This is a genomic window from Rouxiella sp. T17 (assembly GCF_036663475.1).
GTDB lineage: Bacteria > Pseudomonadota > Gammaproteobacteria > Enterobacterales > Enterobacteriaceae > Rouxiella.
The window spans coordinates 129,132-149,281 of sequence record NZ_JAWUEA010000037.1 but is presented as its reverse complement, the minus strand read 5'-3'; the positions used below and the strand labels follow the sequence as shown (position 1 = coordinate 149,281).

At 51.8% G+C, this 20,150-nt stretch carries 16 protein-coding genes; 9 read left to right on the top strand and 7 right to left on the bottom strand.

Translation table 11 applies throughout. From position 1 onward, the window contains the following. Positions 1-36: 36 nt before the first annotated feature. The gene (locus tag SC206_RS15960) at positions 37-1,308 is read right to left on the bottom strand and encodes a Gfo/Idh/MocA family protein (protein WP_332738589.1); all 1,272 of its coding nucleotides are present in this window, start codon (positions 1,306-1,308) and stop codon (positions 37-39) included. Positions 1,309-1,364: 56 nt separating this feature from the next. Further along, the gene (locus tag SC206_RS15955) at positions 1,365-2,039 is read right to left on the bottom strand and encodes a YoaK family protein (protein WP_332738587.1); all 675 of its coding nucleotides are present in this window, start codon (positions 2,037-2,039) and stop codon (positions 1,365-1,367) included. A 478-nt stretch (positions 2,040-2,517) separates the two neighbouring features. On the opposite strand from SC206_RS15955, the gene SC206_RS15950 reads away from it, so the two are divergent. Further along, positions 2,518-3,342 (top strand): alpha/beta fold hydrolase, encoded by an 825-nt coding sequence (locus SC206_RS15950; protein WP_332738585.1) that lies wholly within the window; start codon positions 2,518-2,520, stop codon positions 3,340-3,342. Between the two features lie 152 nt (positions 3,343-3,494). Here SC206_RS15950 and SC206_RS15945 read toward each other — a convergent pair whose 3' ends face one another. Next, positions 3,495-3,656, bottom strand: coding sequence for a YqaE/Pmp3 family membrane protein (locus SC206_RS15945; protein WP_332738583.1), 162 nt, complete (start codon positions 3,654-3,656; stop codon positions 3,495-3,497). 158 nt (positions 3,657-3,814) lie between these two features. Between SC206_RS15945 and SC206_RS15940 the strand changes: the two genes are divergently transcribed. The 4 genes from SC206_RS15940 to SC206_RS15925 all read left to right on the top strand — a co-directional run bounded on the left by SC206_RS15940 (position 3,815) and on the right by SC206_RS15925 (position 7,243). Continuing rightward, the gene (locus SC206_RS15940; protein WP_332738581.1) at positions 3,815-4,150 is read left to right on the top strand and encodes a hypothetical protein; all 336 of its coding nucleotides are present in this window, start codon (positions 3,815-3,817) and stop codon (positions 4,148-4,150) included. A gap of 234 nt (positions 4,151-4,384) precedes the next feature. Further along, the gene (locus SC206_RS15935) at positions 4,385-4,627 is read left to right on the top strand and encodes a DinI family protein (protein WP_332738580.1); all 243 of its coding nucleotides are present in this window, start codon (positions 4,385-4,387) and stop codon (positions 4,625-4,627) included. 111 nt (positions 4,628-4,738) lie between these two features. Next, positions 4,739-6,502, top strand: coding sequence for a penicillin-binding transpeptidase domain-containing protein (locus tag SC206_RS15930; protein ID WP_332738578.1), 1,764 nt, complete (start codon positions 4,739-4,741; stop codon positions 6,500-6,502). A gap of 354 nt (positions 6,503-6,856) precedes the next feature. Beyond that, positions 6,857-7,243, top strand: coding sequence for a helix-turn-helix domain-containing protein (locus SC206_RS15925; RefSeq protein ID WP_332738576.1), 387 nt, complete (start codon positions 6,857-6,859; stop codon positions 7,241-7,243). Positions 7,244-7,263: 20 nt separating this feature from the next. On the opposite strand, the gene SC206_RS15920 is transcribed toward SC206_RS15925, so the two are convergent. Together SC206_RS15920 and ompC are read right to left on the bottom strand one after the other, a co-directional pair. Then, positions 7,264-7,749 (bottom strand): nuclear transport factor 2 family protein, encoded by a 486-nt coding sequence (locus SC206_RS15920; RefSeq protein ID WP_332738574.1) that lies wholly within the window; start codon positions 7,747-7,749, stop codon positions 7,264-7,266. 153 nt (positions 7,750-7,902) lie between these two features. After that, a complete protein-coding gene (ompC, locus tag SC206_RS15915) occupies positions 7,903-9,003 on the bottom strand; it encodes a porin OmpC (protein ID WP_332738572.1) in 1,101 nt (366 codons plus the stop codon). An 812-nt stretch (positions 9,004-9,815) separates the two neighbouring features. On the opposite strand from ompC, the gene SC206_RS15910 reads away from it, so the two are divergent. From SC206_RS15910 to rcsB, 4 genes are all read left to right on the top strand, one after another. Next, positions 9,816-11,834, top strand: coding sequence for a DUF4034 domain-containing protein (locus SC206_RS15910; RefSeq protein ID WP_332738570.1), 2,019 nt, complete (start codon positions 9,816-9,818; stop codon positions 11,832-11,834). Between the two features lie 168 nt (positions 11,835-12,002). Next, positions 12,003-13,169, top strand: coding sequence for an MFS transporter (locus tag SC206_RS15905; RefSeq protein ID WP_332738568.1), 1,167 nt, complete (start codon positions 12,003-12,005; stop codon positions 13,167-13,169). A 21-nt stretch (positions 13,170-13,190) separates the two neighbouring features. Next, positions 13,191-15,932 carry a phosphotransferase RcsD gene (gene rcsD / locus SC206_RS15900; RefSeq protein ID WP_332738566.1) on the top strand — a complete coding sequence of 914 codons (2,742 nt, stop codon included), beginning with the start codon at positions 13,191-13,193 and terminating at the stop codon, positions 15,930-15,932. Between the two features lie 4 nt (positions 15,933-15,936). Further along, complete coding sequence (rcsB, locus tag SC206_RS15895; protein ID WP_332738564.1) at positions 15,937-16,587, top strand: response regulator transcription factor RcsB; 651 nt, start codon at positions 15,937-15,939, stop codon at positions 16,585-16,587. Between the two features lie 146 nt (positions 16,588-16,733). Here the strand turns inward: rcsB and SC206_RS15890 are convergent, their stop codons facing one another. Next, a complete protein-coding gene (locus tag SC206_RS15890) occupies positions 16,734-17,186 on the bottom strand; it encodes an acyltransferase (protein ID WP_332738562.1) in 453 nt (150 codons plus the stop codon). Positions 17,187-17,213: 27 nt separating this feature from the next. Next, positions 17,214-20,084, bottom strand: a complete 2,871-nt coding sequence (gene rcsC / locus SC206_RS15885; protein WP_332738560.1) for a two-component system sensor histidine kinase RcsC — start codon at positions 20,082-20,084, stop codon at positions 17,214-17,216. Positions 20,085-20,150 lie beyond the last annotated feature (66 nt).

The following is a 20,150-nucleotide window of genomic DNA, read 5'->3' as shown; positions in this document are numbered from 1 at the left end:
ACAGTTTTATTGCAGGGAAAGTTTTTCATGATCACGCTAACGCTGGCTTGCCGGAAGAGGCTTGTGCGCCGAATCGTGGTCAATCTTGACCGGCAATCCTTCGCGGGCAGAGCGATAAATCGCCTCCATCAGCAGGTGGTCCTGCACCCCTTCTTCACCAGGCGTATGGAAAGTTTTATTGCTTAACACGCCGTCGGCAAAGTGGTCGATTTCAAGGGTAAACTGATTTTTTGGCGAAATGCGGATTTCGTTCACCTGCTCGCCGCTGCCATGCCGCTGGGCGACATACATTCGCTGGCCCGCGTAGGCAAATGCATTTTCGAGTGAAACCCACCCTTTTTCGAGGCGAATTTCCATATCTTTACACTCGTGCGCGCCGTAGCTGGTCACACAGTTGGCTATCACGCCCGACGGGAAACGCAGCGTGAAAGAGATAGTCTCTTCAACTTCGGCGTAACGCGCGTCGCCTTCGGGATTCACAATCTGGGCATAAACTTCAATCGGATCTTCGCCCAGCATGGTACGCACGCCGTTCAGGCAATAAAGCCCGATATCAGGTAACGCGCCGCCGCCGGAGAGTGCCGCGCGGATCCGCCACTGTTCGCCAGAGCCATGAACCTGAGTATTAGTGGCGTGAATAATGCGTGGACGGCCCAACTCGCCCGACTGCGTCAGCCGCGCCGCCTCAACGTTAAATAATTCATACTGGCAGCGATAGGCAATCATCAGCTTCACGCCGGCCTGCTTGCAGGCATCAACCATTTCGCGCGCTTCGGCGGAATTATTTGCCATCGGCTTTTCGCACAGCACGTGCTTGCCCGCTTTGGCGGCGGCCAACACGTGGTCACGGTGGCGGCCATTTGGCGTCACCACATATACGGCGTCGATTTCTTTATTTTCCGCCATGCGCTCGATTTCGTCGTAGCCATAAATCGACGACTCCTCAATGCCGTACTGTTTGGCAACCACGCGGGCTTTTTCGGGACGACCGGAAACCAGCGCGACGGGCCGGGCATGCAAACTCTGGCGAAAAGCGGGCAAGATTTGATTTAGCGTCAATCGACCCAGGCCAATAACTGCAATGCCCAGCCTTTTTTCAGGCGGCAAAATCACCGGTGGCTCAGGCTCGGGGCGATCGGCCTCGCCCTTCCAGTTCTCGAAACTGACTTTGCCCTGCTCTACGCCGCCAACATCAATAGATTTAGGGTCGAGATTTTCGGCGGCAACAGGCAGCGTAGGTCCAGCAGGCGTGCCGGGGCCCGTATTTGATAGACGGTTTGAAAAGCGGGTGGATGATGAATCTGACATAATTCTTCTCCATTTTTTGCAAAAAAAAGTGCTCGTGAAAGATTTCGCGAACCTATTCAACGCCCAACATGACGGGATGACGGGGCGCGCTGCGGGATGGCGTGCTGGGTGAATACGCTGGCCACCGCCAACAGCAGACACCAGATAGCGATGAGAGGCAGCGCGTAGGCCGGAACATTTTGATTGAGAAACGCGCCGACAAAAGCGGCTACGAACCAGGCAAGCCAGCGCAGGGCCAAAGGCAAACTTTCACGCACGTTACCTTTCGCCAAACCGCGTCCGAGCTTGACCAGCGTGCCGGTAATAAAAGTGACGCCCGGCTCATTGCTACAGGCCTGATTGAGAAAACCCATCGCTACCACCAGCGACAGCACCACGCCGTACGGATAATCGGGGGCGCTGGCGGGCCAGGTAGCAAGAATAAACAGCGCGACGACAAACAGAATCAAAGGCGCACGATAGCGCCCCAGCCGATTTCCCAGCCACGCGGCGAGCGTAGTGCTGGCTAAAAAGGCGGCGATAATTCCGAGTAAGGGCAAGGCTTTTTGCAGATTACCCTGTTGTGAAAATTGCGCCATTTTAGAAGTATCGCCCGTCACATATACGCCCAGCAGATCTTTGCTGTGCAGATAAAAACAGGCGTCGACCAGCCCTGCGACAGTGACGATAAATATAATAAAGGTCGGTGATAATTCCTGAGAGTGGTCTTTATGCAGTTCTGTAGATGACAAAACGATTACTCCCAAAGAAAATGAAATAAATATTCTACGATAGGTAAAGTTATAGGAAATAATTGGCGATTGTGCCAGCAAAGCTTATTTCACTAAAACTTAGGGCTAATAAAAAACCTTAATAAACAGAGAGTAATATCTCGCTATTTATGATGAGAGATATATTTCATTTATGAAGAAATGTTAATAGCCTGAAAGGTTTATCGTCCCACATTAAGCACTTCCCCCAAAATCTTGCCGTTTTATCAACTCTCAAAAGAGCGGCTATAATTTTATCTTTGGCAACGTGTTGACCATGCTATTACGCAGTTATTGATAAATTTTCAACAAGTTATCAAAAATTTTGCCTTATCTTTATTGATACAAGAGGGCTAATGTTATTGCCAGACGAGATGTCATGACTAAACAATAGCGGATCAACAAATACGGTCCTCTATTTCGATAAATGTCCACAATCTACGGTAAATAAGGGAACCTCATGAGCTTATTCAAAACGCAAGACGGTACCAACATCTATTATAAGGACTGGGGCACGGGCAAACCGATCGTATTCAGTCACGGTTGGCCGCTGGATGCCGATATGTGGGACAGCCAGATGACGTTTCTGGCAGAGCGTGGTTATCGCGTTATTGCCTATGACCGCCGTGGTTTTGGCCGTTCGGATCAGCCATGGGAAGGCTATAACTACGACACCTTTGCCGCCGATCTCAACGGCCTGATTGAGCACCTGGATTTGCACGATATTACGCTGGTCGGTTTCTCGATGGGTGGCGGCGACGTGGCGCGTTATATTGGTAATTACGGTACCGATCGTGTCAGCAGCCTGGTATTACTGGGTGCCGTGACCCCTATCTTTATCAAAACCGCCGATCATCCGGAAGGTGTCGAACCTGCTGTTTTCGAAGGGATCCGTGACGGTTTGCGTAAAGACCGCGCGCAGTTTATCAAAGATTTTGCCACGCCATTCTACGGCCTGAATAAAGGCATGGAAGTTTCTGACGGTGTGCTGACGCAAACGCTGAATATTGCGCTGCTGGCCTCGCTGAAAGGCACGATTGATTGTGTAACGGCCTTCTCGGAAACCGATTTCCGCAACGATTTGACCAAAGTAGACGTGCCGGCGCTGATCATTCATGGTACCGCAGATCAGGTGGTTCCTTTTGAAGCGACGGGCAAACTGGCGGCCGAAATCATTACTCAATCCCATCTGAAAACTTATGACGGCGCGCCGCACGGCTTCGCGGTAACGCATCAGGATCAGTTAAATGATGACCTGCTGGCCTTTATCAAAAGCGTCTATTAAGAAACGCGTTGAAGCAAATAAGCGTGCTGAGGTAAAAGGATAGAGGTATAAAATCCTGAAGCCATAGAATGAAAAAGCCCCTCGGCTTTGAACAGCGGAGGGGCTTATTTACTATCAATTCTTTATTTTTCTATCAATTTTTCATCAGGCTATCAGGACTTTTTAGTTTGTACCCAAAAGCCGTGAATAAGTCCGGGGAAATAGCCGCAGAGCGTCAGAATAATATTAATAATAAACGCCCAGCCAAATCCTTTGCCAAGTAGTACACCCAGCGGAGGTAAAATGATGGTAAACAGTATTCTCCAAAATCCCATGGTGCTCTCCTTTTCGTCATTAAGCGTCCATCCTAAAGCCAATAAATCCCTGTAACAATAAGAGTTCTCCTGTTTAACGATTGCCTCGGGGGAGTCAGACGATTAGTATCGCATTGGCAATGCTGCAGACAGTGGAAAGAACAAGGGAGACACAGCCGATGAAACAGGATGTCGTATTACTGATTCTGGCGATTATTTTTATCGTTATCCTCTTTGGGACAGCGACCAGTATCGCCGTGCGCGCCAAGGGGCTGAAAAAACTTTATTGGCTGCTGTGCAGCTTTTTACTGGGTATTGGCAGCCTGTCGTTTATCTATTTTCTGGCTTTTCCCGAGCAGCATCGCCTTGCCGATGGCAGCGTTCAGGGTGAAATGCCGCCGGAGTTGGGCCTTGCAGGCTCGGTCGTTCAGCTCGGCATGTATGCTTCCGTGCTGGGTTTGGTGGTGACAGGACTGTGGCGCGGAGTGAGTCGTTTTAGCAAGCGCGAGCGTTAATGATTTAACAACCTTTAATGGCGCAAAGTGCGGCCAGAGTGAGTGGCGAAAGCACAGAAAAATGCTTGGCCCGCGGCTCATTTAGCTGTATATTTATCCAGTCAAATCGTCGTGCTATTTGAGCCTTTCAGAACGCGTTGTAGGTTACGAAAGCAAAACGTATTTCGAGCAACACATTTCCACAAACAATACATTTCCAAAAAATGATATCCCCAGAAACAATAGAGAGCGGCTATGCGGGTTGAACTGAGTTACGACAAACGAAACGTGGCGCGTATTCCTGACGCCGGTGAAAAGATCACTCGGGAACTGACTAAACGTGTTCATCGCATGTTTCCCGATGCGGAAATCAAGGTGAAAGCCATGCAGGCAAACGGCCTGAGCACCCACGGCGTCAGCAAGCAAGAAAAGTCACAGCTGAATCAAATGCTTGAAGAGATGTTTGACGAAGCCGATGAATGGCTCTCTCACGAATAAGCTGTTCTTATTTACTTACAAAGCGCAATTGAAATAAACATATCACTGCGACTGCTTATTATAAGATAGCCGCAGAAGATAAAATATTTTAACGACTTTGCGAAGTAATCGATGCCTAATCCCAAGAAAAACAGCGCCCAACCTCATTTTTATTCCAAGCGTTTTGCGTTGATTTGTTTGGGGATCGTCGTCTGTATGGCGCTGCTGCTGGGCCGCGTAGGCTATTTACAGCTGCTCAACCGCCCCATGCTTGAGCGTCAGGCCGACCAACGCTCATTACGCACACAAATTATTCCTGCCGATCGCGGCACTATTGTCGATCGCAACGGCCATCCTCTCGCGCTGAGCGTGGCGTCAAAAGATGTTATTGCCGACCCCTTCCGTATCGAACAGCTGCATAGCGATCTGAATAGCCCGAAATGGCAATATCTGGCCTCGGCGCTCGACATGCCGCTGTCTCAGCTCCAGCAGACCATTACCAGTGACCCTAAACGTCGCTTCGTGTTCCTCGGCAGAAAAATCGAACAAGGCATCGCCAAAGACATTGGCGAACTGCATCTTGGCGGCATTATTCTGCAACACGATGACAGCCGCTATTATCCAATGAGCGAGGCATCGGCCAATCTGGTTGGCGTAGTCGGTACTGATAATGAAGGTTTGACCGGCATCGAGCGCGGCTTTAATACTTTGCTCGAAGGCAAACCGGGCATGCGCGAATACCGTCAGGATGGTCACGGTAACGTGATTGGCATATTGAAAGACGTGCCGCCTCAGCAGCCACCGACGGTAAACCTGAGTATCGACAGCTATGTGCAATACGTGGTTTATGCTGCGCTGCGCAAAGGCGTGATGCTGAACCAGGCAGATTCGGGCGCGGCGGTGATGGTTGACGTCAATACCGGCGAAGTGCTGGGCATGGCCTCCTACCCTTCTTTCAACCCGAACAACTATGCCGGCACGCAGCCAAAAGATATGCGAAATGTGGCAATAAGTGACAGCTTCGAGCCGGGTTCAACGGTTAAACCTCTCGTGGTGATGTCGGGCCTCGCGCACAAGATTGTTCGTCCAGATACGGTGCTCGACACGCGCCCGTACACGGTTAACGGCCACTTGATTCGCGACGTAGGTCATGAATCGGCACTGACGATTACGGGCGTGCTGCAAAAATCCAGTGACATCGGCGTTTCACACATCGCGTTGGCCATGCCTGCGCAGGTACTGGTCGACCAGTATCACGCCTTTGGGCTCGGTAAACCGACTGACCTTGGTATCGGCGGCGAAAGCTCGGGATATTTCCCGCTGCACCGCGAACGCTGGGCCGATATCGAACGCGCCACTTTCGCGTTTGGTTATGGACTGCGCGTCACGCCGCTGCAAATCGCCCGTGAATACGCCACCATCGGCTCATTTGGCGTTTATCGCCCTCTCTCGATCACCAAAGTCACGCCGCCAGTATTGGGCACCCGCGTGATGGATAAAAACGTCGTCGAAACCGTAGTACACATGATGGAAAGCGACGCCTTGCCGGGCGGCAGTGGATTAAGCGCCGCAGTGCCGGGCTATCGACTGGCGATTAAAACGGGTACCGCTGAAAAAATGGGCCCGAGCGGTAAATACGACGGCGGTTATATCAACTATACGGCCGGTGTTGCCCCTGCGAGTAACCCACGCGTGGCGCTGGTGGTGATGGTCAACAACCCGCAGGCCGGACGTCACTTTGGTGGCTCGGTAGCCGGTCCAATCTTCGGCGATATTATGGGTCAGGTGTTGAATCACATGAACATCGCGCCAGATGCGCTGGTACCTGAAACGCCGCCAACCACGGTCGCTTCAAGCAGTAAGGCCGTGAAACTCAAAGAAAAAGGCGCGCTGTAATTTACGGTAGCTGTCATTTAAGGTAAAAGTGGCAGAATTTCACGGTGGCCGACTAGATTTATACCGTGAAATTTTGTACCTTTTCATTTAATTACCCTCGACAGAATATATTCTATCTTTATGAAAAGGTTATTTATTGTCACCCTGATTTTCATCGCCGTCTTTTTGCTGGTCATTGCATTGAACATGCGCGGCAGCGGTCCGTGGGGTTAGCCGTTTAGAGAAACAGGCAGGCTGCTATAGACCGTGAAAACGCCGTTAATCCAATGCCTCGCCGTGCAACCTGCTCGCTGTGTCCGCCTTCACGGCGAATTTGTGTATAATCAACTTATCGAAATCAATCACTGACCGGCTATGGCACAAGATATTCACCTTACTGTCGTTAATGCTCTCAGCAAATGGATTGAAGGCCATTTGGGAAGAGTAATCCATCTTGAGGAGCTGGCGGAATATTCCGGCTACTCGCTTTGGCACATGCAAAAACTGTTCAAAGAGTCGACCGGCATCTCTCTCGGCAAATATATTCGTGAACGCCGACTGGCGAGCGCGGTTTATCAATTGAGCAGCAGCGACTCAACCATATTTGATATCGCGATGGATTTCGGCTTCGGCTCGCAGTCACATTTCACCTATATGTTCCGCAAGCGTTTTAACATTACGCCTTACGAATTCCGCCAAAATCCTGATATTAAACTTGATGTTGCACCGCCACTGCATCTCATGCAGCAGAAATCGGCCTGATTCTGCTCAACTCTGTCGGACTAAAACCCCAGCTCGCTTAGGCCCGGATGATCGTCGGGTCGACGCCCTAACGGCCAATGAAATTTGCGGTCAGCTTCTTTGATCGGTAAATCGTTGATGCAGGCGTAACGTTGATACATTAGCCCCTGTTCGTTAAAGGCCCAGTTTTCATTGCCAAAGCTGCGGAACCAGTTACCCGAATCGTCGTGCCATTCGTAAGCGAAACGCACGGCAATACGCTCACCGTCAAATGCCCACAACTCTTTAATCAGCCGGTAATCCAGCTCTTTGACCCATTTTCGTTGCAGAAACTCGACCACGCCCGACTGCCCTGTCACAAATTCGCTGCGATTACGCCAGTAGGTGTCGGCTGAATAAACCTGACTCACGCGCTGCGGATCACGGCTGTTCCAGGCATCTTCCGCCAACCTGACTTTTTCAGTGGCGCTTTCACGCGTGAACGGCGGCAGCGGCTTTTTAAGCAAGGTTTCATTATTCTGATTCATCGGGTTTTCTCTTCAATGAAGTAGGTTTGTCATCCTAGCAAACGGCCAAAAAAAACACAGCCGAAGCTGTGCTTTTTCTTTGAAAGTCTCGAGCCTTATCTGAAAGAGAGATGAAAAGGCTGCAAGAAGCTCATCAGCTATAGCGAGACGGGCTTAGAACTGATAAACCAGACCCAGTGCCACGATGTCATCGGTAGAGATACCGGCTGCACGGGTAAAGTCGCTGTCATCCATCAGGTTGATTTTATAATCAACAAAGGTCGACATGTTTTTGTTGAAGTAATAGGTCGCGCCCAAATCGATATATTTTTCAATGTCCTGATCGCCGTAACCTTCGATCTCTTTGCCGCGCGATTGCAGGTAGGCCAGAGAAGGACGCAGGCCGCTGTCGAATTGGTACTGGGCCACGGCTTCGAAGTTGTCGGCCTTGTTGGCGTAACCGTCGATGTCGTCGTCGGCAGAGCCGATGCGGGTCATGTTTTCAGTGTGGGTGTACATCGCCGCGAGGTAAACGTTGTTGGCGTCATATTTAAGACCGCCGCTCACGGCCTGCGCTTTGTCGCCGCGGCCATAGTCCAGCTGGTTCTGGTCGTTGGTACGATCCGAGCTGCTGTAAGCGGCTGCCGCGCTGATGCCCCAACCCAGCGCGTAGGTGGCTGACAGGCCATAGCCGTCGCCGTTTTCGCCCTGTACGGAGCGTCCGGAAGTCTCGCCGCCTGGATTATCGTTTTTGCCCTGATACTGCAAGGCGAAGCTCAGGCCGTCGATCAGGCCAAAGAAATCGGTGTTGCGATAGGTCAGCATGCCGTTACCGCGTTGTTCCATGAAGTTGTCGGCACCGTAAGTGTCGCCGCCGAACTCTGGCAATACGTCAGTCCAGGAACCTACGTCATACATGACGCCATAGTTGCGGCCGTAATCCAGCGAGCCGCTGTTGCCGAATTTAAGCCCGGCGAAACCGATACGCGTGTAGCTGTTGGCGGTGCCTTCGGCTTCGGAAGTGTTTAACGCTGCTTGATATTCCCACTGGCCATAGCCGGTCAGTTGGTCGCTAATTTGAGTCTGCCCGTCGAAGCCGAAACGCAAATAAGACTGGTCGCCATCTACGCCGTCATCATTGGAAAAATAGTGCTCGGCGTCGATTTTTCCTAGCAGATCTAATTTATTGCCATCTTTATTATAGATTTCTGCTGCACCTGCAGTTCCTGCCATCATCAAGGCAGGGATCAACAGTGAAAGAACGCGAAGTTTCATTTGGTCTATCCTCATTAGGGTGTCGAGCCGTAGCCACGGATTTATACTTTGGAAATGTTTAAAAATTGTTATGCTCGACAGGCGGGCCTATTCTCAGGATTAGAGGTTTATTAATCCAGAAAGAAAATGATACGGACTTCGCGATAGTGTTTCATAAGTATAAATAAATGTATCAGCATGTAAATTCAGACTATCCATACTCTTTATTGTAAATAACAAAAATAAAGCACGTTGTGGTAAAGAATATAAATAATGATGATATTCAGTTAGATACTGAAAAACTAAATCGCACTAAGTGATAAATGAAAAATCGGCTAATACCCTATACTCTCTCCTGCTATCATCATTATTTGTTATTTATTACCTTCTTTATTCCCTATTTGTGGAAACGACAACCGACCTTTTGGTCGGTTTTTTTTGCGCATTCGCCTACCTCTTTCGACGTATAAAATATCCCATTAATATCCTTAATCTTTAAAAGGCGATATTTCGAGCAGCTTATCATTATTTTACGCCGCTAATTAATTATTATAGGCCGCTCGATAAAATAGGTACGCCGTGAGAATTCAGGCGATTCGCCAAGGCTTTGAAGAAATAACCGCACGCGATGATCAGGATTTTGTTAATAGTTGCTAGCTAAATAGTGAGCCTTAAAACGGCGAATTAACGACTAATTTATCCCGGCGTTGAACCTAAGTTAGGCAAGAAGGCGGCGGCAGATTCCGTTACTATAAGAGCAATCCCGCTGTAGCGAGCTTTCAGGGCCGCTACACTGGCACATTTCGACTCTCGCTCAGGTCTAAAGGAATCGCATGCAACAACCGGACAATCAAGACAACATCGCCAAGGCCCAAATGCTGCTGGCGACCCGCCGTTTTATCAAACTCGACGAGTGGCTGTTGTCACAAATGCGCGGTTGGCAAAATCAGAGTGAAGCCGGCAATGCTTACGGTCTGATCATGCATCCCGACACCCTGTTTTCCAAAGATGAAGGGGCGATTCAGCGGCTGGAAATTTTGCGTAACTGGGAGCAGCAATGTCCCACCAGCTATCACGTTCACTGCCTGCTAGGCATGTTCTGGCACGAACAGGCCTGGGTTATCCGCCGTGGAAACGGGCCTGAACACGAGGTCGAAGACAGCCAATGGCTCGGCGCGCAGCTGTGCTGTGACTATGCGGTGCTTGCGTTTCTTAACGCGATTGCCTGCCATCCTCGCCCAACTCACGCATTCAGGCACATGATGAATCTGAGCGGTGGCTTCGGCGAACCTTATTGGTTACGCGCGCTGTTCGCCGGTGAGCAGCCCAAACCGCTGCATGAACAATTTAATATCCAAAACAGCCCGGTGTGGCAGCAAGGCGCGGCCTACCTTTATGAGCTGGGCGTGAATCCGGCGACGCACTGGCCGCAACAACTTCCTGCGCCGCTGCAGCAGACGCGCCGTCAGGATGAAGAAGCGCTGGATTACTGGCTACGGATGGCGATGTCGGTGCGTCACAGCGACGTTGGCAGCATGGAGTCTTATTTGCTGTTTCATTCAACGTACTGGGGCGGCGGTGACGAGCAGCAGAATCAGATTATCGATGGCCCGCTGTGCGCGGAGTTTAGCGAGGCCGAGCGCAATCAGTTTCGCGCCAACGCGCTGCTCGACGCGCTGGCCGGAGAAATTGCCGATCGCGACTCCCCGCGTGCCGCGCAGTTGCAGCAGCGCCTCGCCGCCCTGCTCGCGCAACCTCTCGATCCTGATACCCGAATTGCCCTGTTAAATCTCGCGGGTACTTGCATCGCCTATTGGCAAGATGATGATAACGCAGGACTTGAGGTCTATTCCGAGCTGTTTGCCGTTGCGCCCAACGCTATGCCGAGCAAGTTTGCCGCCCTGTTTATTTCGCGCGCCGTACTCGCCAGTGAAGAGCAGCAAGGTTTGCCCGTGCTCACTTCGCTGCTGGTGCGCGCCATTAATCGCGCCGACGATGCGCTGCTCACCGCCTTTGCCGCCGCCGCCGTGGAGTTCGGGCTTTATGGCCTGCCGCAGGATACTTCGCTGAGCGAAGGTTTGATGGACCGCGCGTGGGCGTTGATGAAGCAGCAGCAGGCGGTTGAGAGTGTCAGCAAAGACCTACTGGTGCTGGCGCACGACATGGCTATAAATGATGATATTGAAGCGACCCACTATTTAATGACCGAAATGGCCCGTCGCGGCAGTGCGCTACACAGCTACGAGCTGTTCTTTTTCTATCGCAACGCCTGGCATCAGGACGTGCCCGAGTCGCTGCAAAATGAGAGTAACGCGCTGGACTGCGTCTTGAGCGCCGTGCGTTCGGGGCTGGTGCCGGCGATGTTTAGCTGCGCCAACGCGCTGCGGGAAGGGCTGGGCGGTGAAGTCGATTACGATCAGGCGATGCAGTGGTATCAGCGCGCCATCGACGCGGGTCACCCTTCCGCCGACTATTTCCGTGCCAGCTGCGCGCTGGATTTGGGGCCAGATGCAGACAAACGTCAGGCCGTTGAAATTACGCTGCCCGCGATTCTCGCCGACGAGCACCATCCCGAACGTTTCGAGGCGGCTTATACGCTCGGCATGGCGTGGATGCAGGGCGTCGGCACCAAGAAGAACAAATATATTGCCTGGCAGTTAATGAATTTCGTGCTTGAGCTAAATCCCGAATCCGACGTGGCGCGGCAGGCTATCGGCCAGCTTGAGGGTTCACTGCGCGCGCGCATGGGGTTGTGGCAGGATAAACGTAAAGTTGACGGTGCCGATTTTACCGCACCGTATCGCCAGAGCAGCGCGCCGCGCCTTCCTGATGAAGACGTTACGTTGCAATAGGCAGATTAAGACGACAGGAAATAACCTTTCGTTGACCTTTCTGCTAAAATACGCGGCCAGTTTTACCCAAAACTGGCTTTTTTTATTGAAAGCAAACCCTTTATCGATAAGTATTCGTTATATCCTCTAAACGGATTTCATAGAATTATAAAAAGGATTGACGATCAGATGCCTGCAGAATCGATTTTACCTCAATCAAACAGCGAAGCCCGGCCCGGTCGCGCGCAGCAGATGGCCACGCGGATTATTTTTCTGCTCTCGGGATTTGCCATGTCAGCCTGGGCGCCTCTGGTGCCATTCGTTAAGATACGCCTTGATATCAGTGCCGGTACGCTGGGTTTGCTGCTGCTGTGCCTCGGCGCGGGGTCGACCTTTTCAATGCCGCTGACCGGCTATCTGACGGGCCGATTCGGCTGCAAACCAGTGATTATTTTAGCGACGGTGATCCTCTGCCTCGATTTGCCGCTGCTCACGATAATGAACACGCCCGCCGGTATGGCGCTGGCGCTGCTGATTTTCGGCATGTCGATCGGCATGGTCGATGTTGCCATGAACGTTCACGCCGTGGTGGTTGAAAAAGCCAGCGGCCGCGCGATGATGTCGGGCTTTCACGGCTTTTTCAGCATCGGCTGTATTCTCGGCGCGCTGGCGGTAAGCGGCATGCTGACGCTGAATTTATCGCCTTTAATTGCCAGCCTGATCGTTATCGCGCTGGTGCTGCTGTCGCTAGTGCGAATCAGCAAGGATTTCTGGCAGGATACCAAACCTAAAAGCGGCGAGCCGATGCTGGTGATGCCGCGCGGCTGGGTGATTTTTCTCGGCCTGCTGTGCTTTGTGATGTTTCTGAGCGAAGGCGCAATGCTCGACTGGAGCGCGCTGTTTCTTACCGAAGCGCGAGGCATTAATCCGGATCACGCGGGTCTCGGTTATACCCTGTTTGCCGTCGCAATGACGATTGGCCGTCTTACCGGCGATAAAACCGTCAACTATTTTGGCCGTTTTAAAGTATTGCTGGTGGGCAGCCTTGCCGCCGCGTGCGGTTTGCTGCTGGCCGTGTGCGTCGATAGCCTCTATGCGGTGGCAGTCGGTTTTGTTATGGTCGGGCTGGGCGCCGCCAATCTGGTGCCAATCATGTTCAGCGCGGCGGGCAATCAGACCACCATGCCCGCCAATTTGGCGATCGCCTCGGTCACCACGCTGGGCTATGCCGGGATTTTGGCCGGACCCGCGCTAGTCGGATTTGTTGCACAATTCAGTAGTTTGTCGTTTGCATTGGGCTGCGTCGCCGCGCTCATGCTGCTGGTTACCGCCAGCGCTCGCGCCGTTACGCGCTAAACAAGGAAAAGCCTCACCACCATGCCAAGTAAATATTTATCGCTAACGTCGACCAATATTACGCGATTTTTCTGGATCTTCATTTTGCTGCTGGCGATGGGGCTCGGCCTTTACGGCTATAACTACACCAATGCGTATCTCAACGACAAGCTGCGCACGTTGCAATATACCGCCGATCGTTTGCAAAAACGTATCGATCATTACCGTTATTTGACCTATCAGATTTACGATAATTTTAACGGACAGCCGCTGGCGCAAATTCCGGCCAACGTGCAGGAAGTCAAACTGCGTCAGGATATGTTTTTCATTAACAAGCCGCGCCAGAAGACCGACGCGCTGATTTACGGCACGCACGACGCCGCCACGCTTGATTTGACCCTGAAGATTTCTACTTTTCTTGACAGCCAATGGGGCGCCAAAAATCAGCCCTACTCGATGTATTATCTGAACGGCCAAGACAACAGCCTGATGCTGGTCACTACGCAGGCGCTGCAACAGCAGGATTCGCGGCTAAAAGAGAACTATTTCTACGCGGGGTTGCAGGCGCGCCGCGCCGAAATGCTGCAACAGGCCAACACGCTCGACGAACGCGAAAGTTATTCCGACCTGCGCAAGTCGCGCAATGCCAACGACTATTTCTTCTCGCTGCGCACCACGTTTAACAATCCGGGCAACCTTGCGACGGTTATTGCGTTTGATCTGCCGATGAGTGATCTGATCCCGCTGAGCATGGCGCGCGACAACTTCGCGCTGACCAGCAACAATGACACGGTAAATGAAGGCGATGCGCCACAAGACCCTAACGCGGGCAGCACGATGTCGCTGCAGGGCTGGTCAATTTACCTCTCTGCCCCGCTCAGCAACTCGCCGTTGAATCTTTCTTATCGCATTCCGGTCCTCTCTCTGGCGGTCGATCTGGCCCACAATAATTTCTGGCTGATCCTGATTAACGTGATTCTGCTGGGCATGGCGATGGCGGGTATCTACCTGATCCGCCATAAGTATATTCGTCCGAGCGAAAACCTGGCCCATCAGCTGCATACTCAGCAATCGTTGAATCAGGAGATTATTGCCAATCTTTCGGTCGGCCTGCTGATTTATAATTTCAGCAGTCACAGCGTAGTGGTTAGCAACAAGATTGCCGACCAACTGCTGCCGCACCTGAGTCTCGATAAAATCGCCAATATGGCGGAAGAGCATCACGGCGTGATTCAGGCGACGGTCAATAATGAAGTCTATGAAATCAGGATGGTACGCAGCCAGATAGCGCCCGATACCTTCCTGTTCCTGATGCACGATCAGGACCGCGAGGCGATGGTTAACAAAACGCTGCAACAGGCGCGTCGCGAGTACGACAAGAATCTGCAAGCGCGTAAATTAATGCTGCACAATCTCGGCATTGAGCTGCATCAGCCGCTGATTGAGCTGCAAACGCTGGCCGATAAACTCTCCTCTCCCGAGCTGGTCGACGAGCGCATCAACATTGAAAAAACGCTGCAAAGTGAATCGCGCAACGTGCTGACGCTGGTCGATAACATTACTCTGCTCACGCGTCTCGAAACGCAGGATTGGCAGCCTTCGCAGCAGCGTTACTCGCTTTCGGCGCTGATCGACGAACTTTTACTTGAAGCGCTGCCGAAGATTAATCAGAAAGGCCTGGTGCTGCTGAACCATTTCCAGCTTAATCCTCTGGATAATTTCGTTGGTGACCCGCTGGCAGTGAAGAAAATTCTCGCGCTGCTGGTTGATTATGCGATTGTCGCGACCTCGCTGGGTAAAATTACGCTGACCAGCGAGCAGGACCCCGATCAGCCGGGCCAGCTGCTGTTCCACATTACCGACACCGGCAGCGGCCTGTCGAAAGAAGAACTCAGCAACCTTAATTATCCGTTCCTGAGCCAGACGCTGGTTGATCGTTTCAATCACGGCTCCGGCCTGACCTTCTATCTCTGCAATCAGCTGTGCAAAAAGCTGGGCGGACAGTTGGAGATTCGCAGCAAGATTGATATCGGCACGCGTTATACTGTGCGTATCAGGCAGACGCACGAGGCGGCGGAGGTCGAAACGGCGGATGAAGGGCTGCTGGAAGATGTGACGGTGCTGCTGGATATTACCGCCGACGAGGTGCGCGGCATCGTCACTCGCGTGATGAGCGGCTATGGCGCAATCTGTATTGTTGCCGATGAACGCCAGCCGACCCGCGAATATGACGTGCTGCTGACTGATAACGCGCAGAACAGCGACAAATATACGCTGCTGCTCACCAGCGACGAAATCGGTTATCAGAAGCTCGAAAATTGTTATGTGCGCGCCAATTACAATATTGGCAGCGCGCTAATCGACGCGACGTTGCTGCTCATTGAACAGCAACTGCTGGAAGAGGCCGAGAACGAATCGTCCCTTTCGCCTCTCCACGTGCCGGGCGATTTTGCACCCGGCCATACAGATTCCGGTACCGGTGGCGACGAAATTGACGCCTACCTAAGACAGCTGCTCGCCAGCGATTACTACCCGCTTTTCGTCGATACAGTACCGGAAGATATAGAGAAACTGTATAATGAAAATCAACGTCGTGATTTTACATCGCTTTCCCAGACAGCTCATAGGCTTAAGGGAGTGTTCGCCATGCTTAACCTGACGCCAGGTAAGCAACTGTGTGAAAAATTAGAACAGCATCTCGCCGAAGGTGAAGTGTTGATGATCTCAGACAATATTAATCAGATCGATTCTTTTGTCTCCAGACTGCTGCAGCAAGGTAGCTAAACACATGAACAATATGAACGTAATTATTGCCGACGACCATCCTATCGTCTTATTCGGGATCCGTAAGTCCCTTGAACAAATTGAGTGGGTTAATGTGGTTGGAGAGTTCGAAGACTCTACGGCCCTGATTAACAATTTAAGCAAGCTTGACGCGCACGTGCTGATTACCGACCTGTCCATGCCAGGTGACAAATACGGTGACGGCATCACGCTTATCAAATACATCAAGCGCCACTATCCACAGCTGTCGATTATTGTACTGACCATGAACAATAACCCTGCCATCCTGAGCTCCGTGCTTGATTTGGATATCGAAGGGATTGTGCTGAAACAGGGTGCGCCGACCGACCTGCCAAAAGCGCTGGCCGCATTGCAGAAAGGCAAGAAGTTTACGCCTGACAGCGTTGCCAAACTGCTCGAGAAAATCAGCGCCAACGGTTACGGCGACAAGCGTCTGTCACCAAAAGAGAGCGAAGTTCTGCGCCTGTTCGCGGAAGGTTTCCTGGTTACCGAAATCGCCCGCAAGCTGAACCGCAGCATCAAAACCATCAGTAGCCAGAAGAAGTCGGCGATGATGAAGCTGGGCGTCGAAAACGACATCGCCCTGCTCAACTACCTTTCATCCGTCAGCTCTACGCCGATCGATAAAGACTAGTTAACCTGTTGGACAACGGCGGATTTCGTCCCGCCAACTGAAAAAGGCACAATGAAAATTGTGCCTTTTTTACGTTTGGAGAGTGGGTTTTGTCCCGTGGGTTTTGTCGCGTGAGGTTTATCAGGTGGGAAGGACTTAACGCGATGTTAAAGCTCTCTAATAAGGCGCGCGGGATTTCCAGCGTAGATGCCTTTAACCGTGATGGGTTTTACGACTACGCTTCCCGCGCCAATGACCGTTCCATTGCAAATAGAGTCAGTCAAAATGGTGGCGCCACTGCCTATCGTCACGTTATCACCGAGGTTTATGGTAATCCAGTGAGAAGATTCGGGGTCGGGCGCGCCCTCTTTGAACAGGTCATTGGCGAAGGTAACGTTATGGCCGATAAAACAATTTGCGCCCAGCGTGACATTTTCACAGATAAACGTGTGCGACTGAATGCGGCTGCCGCGGCCAATAACGCATCCCTTCTGGATTTCAACAAAAGGCCCAACGAAAACGTCATCCTGAATGACACACTGGTAAATATTCGCAGGTGCCATGACTCTAACATTGCTCCCTGAGATGACGTCTCGAATGTCGCAATCAATTATCTGCATAATGTCCCTATTTTCGTTGGCGAGCCGTTAATCAATCTCCACGGGTGCGTGGCGTTTTCTGCGTACCTGCTGGCTGTAGAAGCTCAACGTTTTACGCAGTTGATCGAGCGTGACCGGTTTGGAGAGGCAGTTGTCCATGCCGGCCTGCAGGCAGAGCTGTTTCTGTTCGGCCAGTGCGTTGGCCGTAACGCCAATCACCGGCAGCGAATATTCAAGCTCGCGCAGGCGTTTAGTCAGACCATAGCCGTCGAGATTTGGCATGTTAACGTCGCTGAGCACGATATCCACCGGATGCACTTTCATTGCCTCGAGCGCGTCTAATCCGTCGTTGGCCGTGGCAACAATATAGCCCATCGAACCTAACTGATCGGCCAACAGACGGCGGTTGATAGGATGGTCGTCGACCACCAGCAGCGTAATGTCGCCATTATCTTGCGATTCAATCACTTCCGGCAGCAAACTGGTTTCCGTCTCGCGATTTAAATGATAGATCCGATTGAGCAGCAGGGTAATTTCCAGCGGTGTCGAGGTGCTGTGGATCCAGTAACCCGGGCTGCTTTCCTGCGGCGGGCCAATGTGGTCGATCGAAAATTCAATTTGCGCGCACAGGCTGCCGTGGTGAATCAGCGGCATGTCGGTAATCAGCACGTCCTCTGCCCTGCTCTCATCTTCAGGCTGCCAACGCTGGACGTCCGCGCCGTGATGATGCAGCAGCTGCATCAGATAGCTTTCAAGGTAGCCGTTGCGAATATTGACCCAAAGACGTTTTCCGGCCCAGAACGGCAGCGGCGGCGGTGCCGGATGTTCCTGTCCATAAACCGGCAAGCGGACGGTAAAGGCACTGCCGAGACCCGGCTCCGAATCGACCGAAATATCGCCGTCCATCAGGTTGATAAGTTTTTCACAGATAGCGAGTCCAAGCCCGGTGCCCTGGAAATGGTGCTGCACGCCGCTACCCACCTGGAAGAACGGGTCGAACAGGCGGGTAATTTCTTTCTGCGGAATGCCGACGCCGGTATCGCGGATCATGAATTCCAGATAGCTGCCGCAGGTGCGCGCATGCAGCACGATGCAGCCGGTGTCAGTAAATTTAATCGCGTTATTAAGGATATTCGACAACACCTGCTGCAAACGCACGGGGTCGCCGACGAAAATTTCCGGCACGTTGTGTTCGATGAAACAGTACAGCCCGAGGTGTTTCTTCACCACCAGCGGCAAATAGTTACCGGCGATGTGAGTGATCACTTCGCGGCAGGAGAACTCCTGTGGCTCGATTTTCAGCTGTTCGGATTCAATTTTCGAGAAGTCGAGAATGTCGCTGATAATTTTCAGCAGCAGCGCCGACGAGTTATTCATCGCGGTCACCAGGCGATCTACGCCCTGCGGCAGCCCCTGCGTTTGCAGCAAATCGAGGTTACCGATAATGCCGTACAGCGGCGTGCGCAGCTCGTGGCTGACGGTCGCGAGGAACATCGATTTCGACTGGCTCGCCTGCTCGGCGGCGTTCGCCATCTCCTGCAGTGACTCTTCCATTTTGACGCGCGCACTGACGTCAATCAGCACGCAAATCGCCACGTCTTCGTTACGATAGCGTGAATGAACGAAGCTCAGCTGGATGTTGTTGTTATCGCGAGTAATGATGTCGACAAAGCGGGTTTGCTGGTCGCAGATAATGCGAGTAATTCGCTGACGATCTTCATGGGTCAGCATGCTGATGTAGTTGTGCGCCAGCTCATTACTCAGAATATTCACGCCGTCGCTGATACGCAGAATCGAAATTCCGACCGGCGCAGAGGCGACAATTTTATGGTTAAACTGCTCGTGCTCCTCCAGACGGAAGGCGTTGTCTTCGGCGGGCAGAAACATCTTGCGCTCGAACAGCCACGCCAACACAAACAGCACCAGCGCCGAGACCAGATTCAGGATTACGGCATTCAAAATCAGTAGCTTGAAGCGTTCGATTACCGTTGAAAACGGCAGCGAATAAACGACGCTCATGCCCGAAGGCGGCAGCGGACGCTTATAAATCAGATCGTTATAGCCGTTCATGTAGCCAAAATAGTTGCCGCCGCCCGGATAGCTTTCGAGAATCGAGGTATAACGATCGCCCTCGAGGAAGCTCAGCAGCGGCAGGTTATCGGCATCCAGCAAGGTGACGCCCGTATGCGCGAGCGTTGACGCCGTTAAATCTTCCAGACGCAGCGTTTGCTGCACGCCCATAATCGCCGCCAGCTTGTTGCCGACATAAATTGGCGTCAGCACGAAGAGATTGCCCTGATCTTTATTGGTGCCGGATTCGACCCAATATTGGCTCTTCTGCTTGTCCTGATTCTTGCCGTTGCGATATTTAATGAGTTTTTCGTGCAGCGACTTGAGGACGTTTTCGCGTTCGATAGGCGTCGCGTTGTTTACGATGCCAAAATCCACCAGGCAAAGGTTGTCGCCGCCGATATAAAAAATTCGCTTCAGGGAATAGTCGTCGGAGAAATTATCTTTCCAGTAATGGATCATGTTACCAAGCGAGGTCAGCGCGTTGCGATTGCTGTCGGTGAGCTCGGCACAGTTGGATTCGGGGAACAGCGAGTGGAAGGTCGGATCGACATTTTTGGTGCTCAACACGCCGTTGATAATGTCGAGCCCGTTCATCGAATCACTCAGCCGTTTTTCAGCCATGGTGCGGACGCTGCGCACCACATCGGCAGTATTCTTGATGTAAGCCTGGGCCTGATTGTAGTGAAGGTTATCCTCTTCCCTAATTTCGGCTTCTTTATTATGGAAAATATTCAGCACGTAGAACGTCGTCAGCAAGGCGCCAAGCGACCAAAGCATGATAGCCAGTACCCTGAACAGGTAACGGGAGATTCTTAATGTCGTTCTAAAGGAAGTTAGATACTTCAAGGGGTTACCATAGCAATAACGAATCAATAAAAAAGGCACAATATGAATTCATATTATGCCTTTTAA

Coding starts and splice junctions, on each gene's coding strand:
- SC206_RS15920 (WP_332738574.1), bottom strand. CDS start 7,749: ATGAATCAGAATAATGAAACCTTGCTTAAAAAGCCGCTGCCGCCGTTC.
- SC206_RS15950 (WP_332738585.1), top strand. CDS start 2,518: ATGAGCTTATTCAAAACGCAAGACGGTACCAACATCTATTATAAGGAC.
- rcsB (WP_332738564.1), top strand. CDS start 15,937: ATGAACAATATGAACGTAATTATTGCCGACGACCATCCTATCGTCTTA.
- SC206_RS15940 (WP_332738581.1), top strand. CDS start 3,815: ATGAAACAGGATGTCGTATTACTGATTCTGGCGATTATTTTTATCGTT.
- SC206_RS15925 (WP_332738576.1), top strand. CDS start 6,857: ATGGCACAAGATATTCACCTTACTGTCGTTAATGCTCTCAGCAAATGG.
- SC206_RS15960 (WP_332738589.1), bottom strand. CDS start 1,308: ATGTCAGATTCATCATCCACCCGCTTTTCAAACCGTCTATCAAATACG.
- SC206_RS15890 (WP_332738562.1), bottom strand. CDS start 17,186: ATGCAGATAATTGATTGCGACATTCGAGACGTCATCTCAGGGAGCAAT.
- SC206_RS15905 (WP_332738568.1), top strand. CDS start 12,003: ATGCCTGCAGAATCGATTTTACCTCAATCAAACAGCGAAGCCCGGCCC.
- rcsD (WP_332738566.1), top strand. CDS start 13,191: ATGCCAAGTAAATATTTATCGCTAACGTCGACCAATATTACGCGATTT.
- SC206_RS15935 (WP_332738580.1), top strand. CDS start 4,385: ATGCGGGTTGAACTGAGTTACGACAAACGAAACGTGGCGCGTATTCCT.
- SC206_RS15910 (WP_332738570.1), top strand. CDS start 9,816: ATGCAACAACCGGACAATCAAGACAACATCGCCAAGGCCCAAATGCTG.
- SC206_RS15930 (WP_332738578.1), top strand. CDS start 4,739: ATGCCTAATCCCAAGAAAAACAGCGCCCAACCTCATTTTTATTCCAAG.
- SC206_RS15945 (WP_332738583.1), bottom strand. CDS start 3,656: ATGGGATTTTGGAGAATACTGTTTACCATCATTTTACCTCCGCTGGGT.
- ompC (WP_332738572.1), bottom strand. CDS start 9,003: ATGAAACTTCGCGTTCTTTCACTGTTGATCCCTGCCTTGATGATGGCA.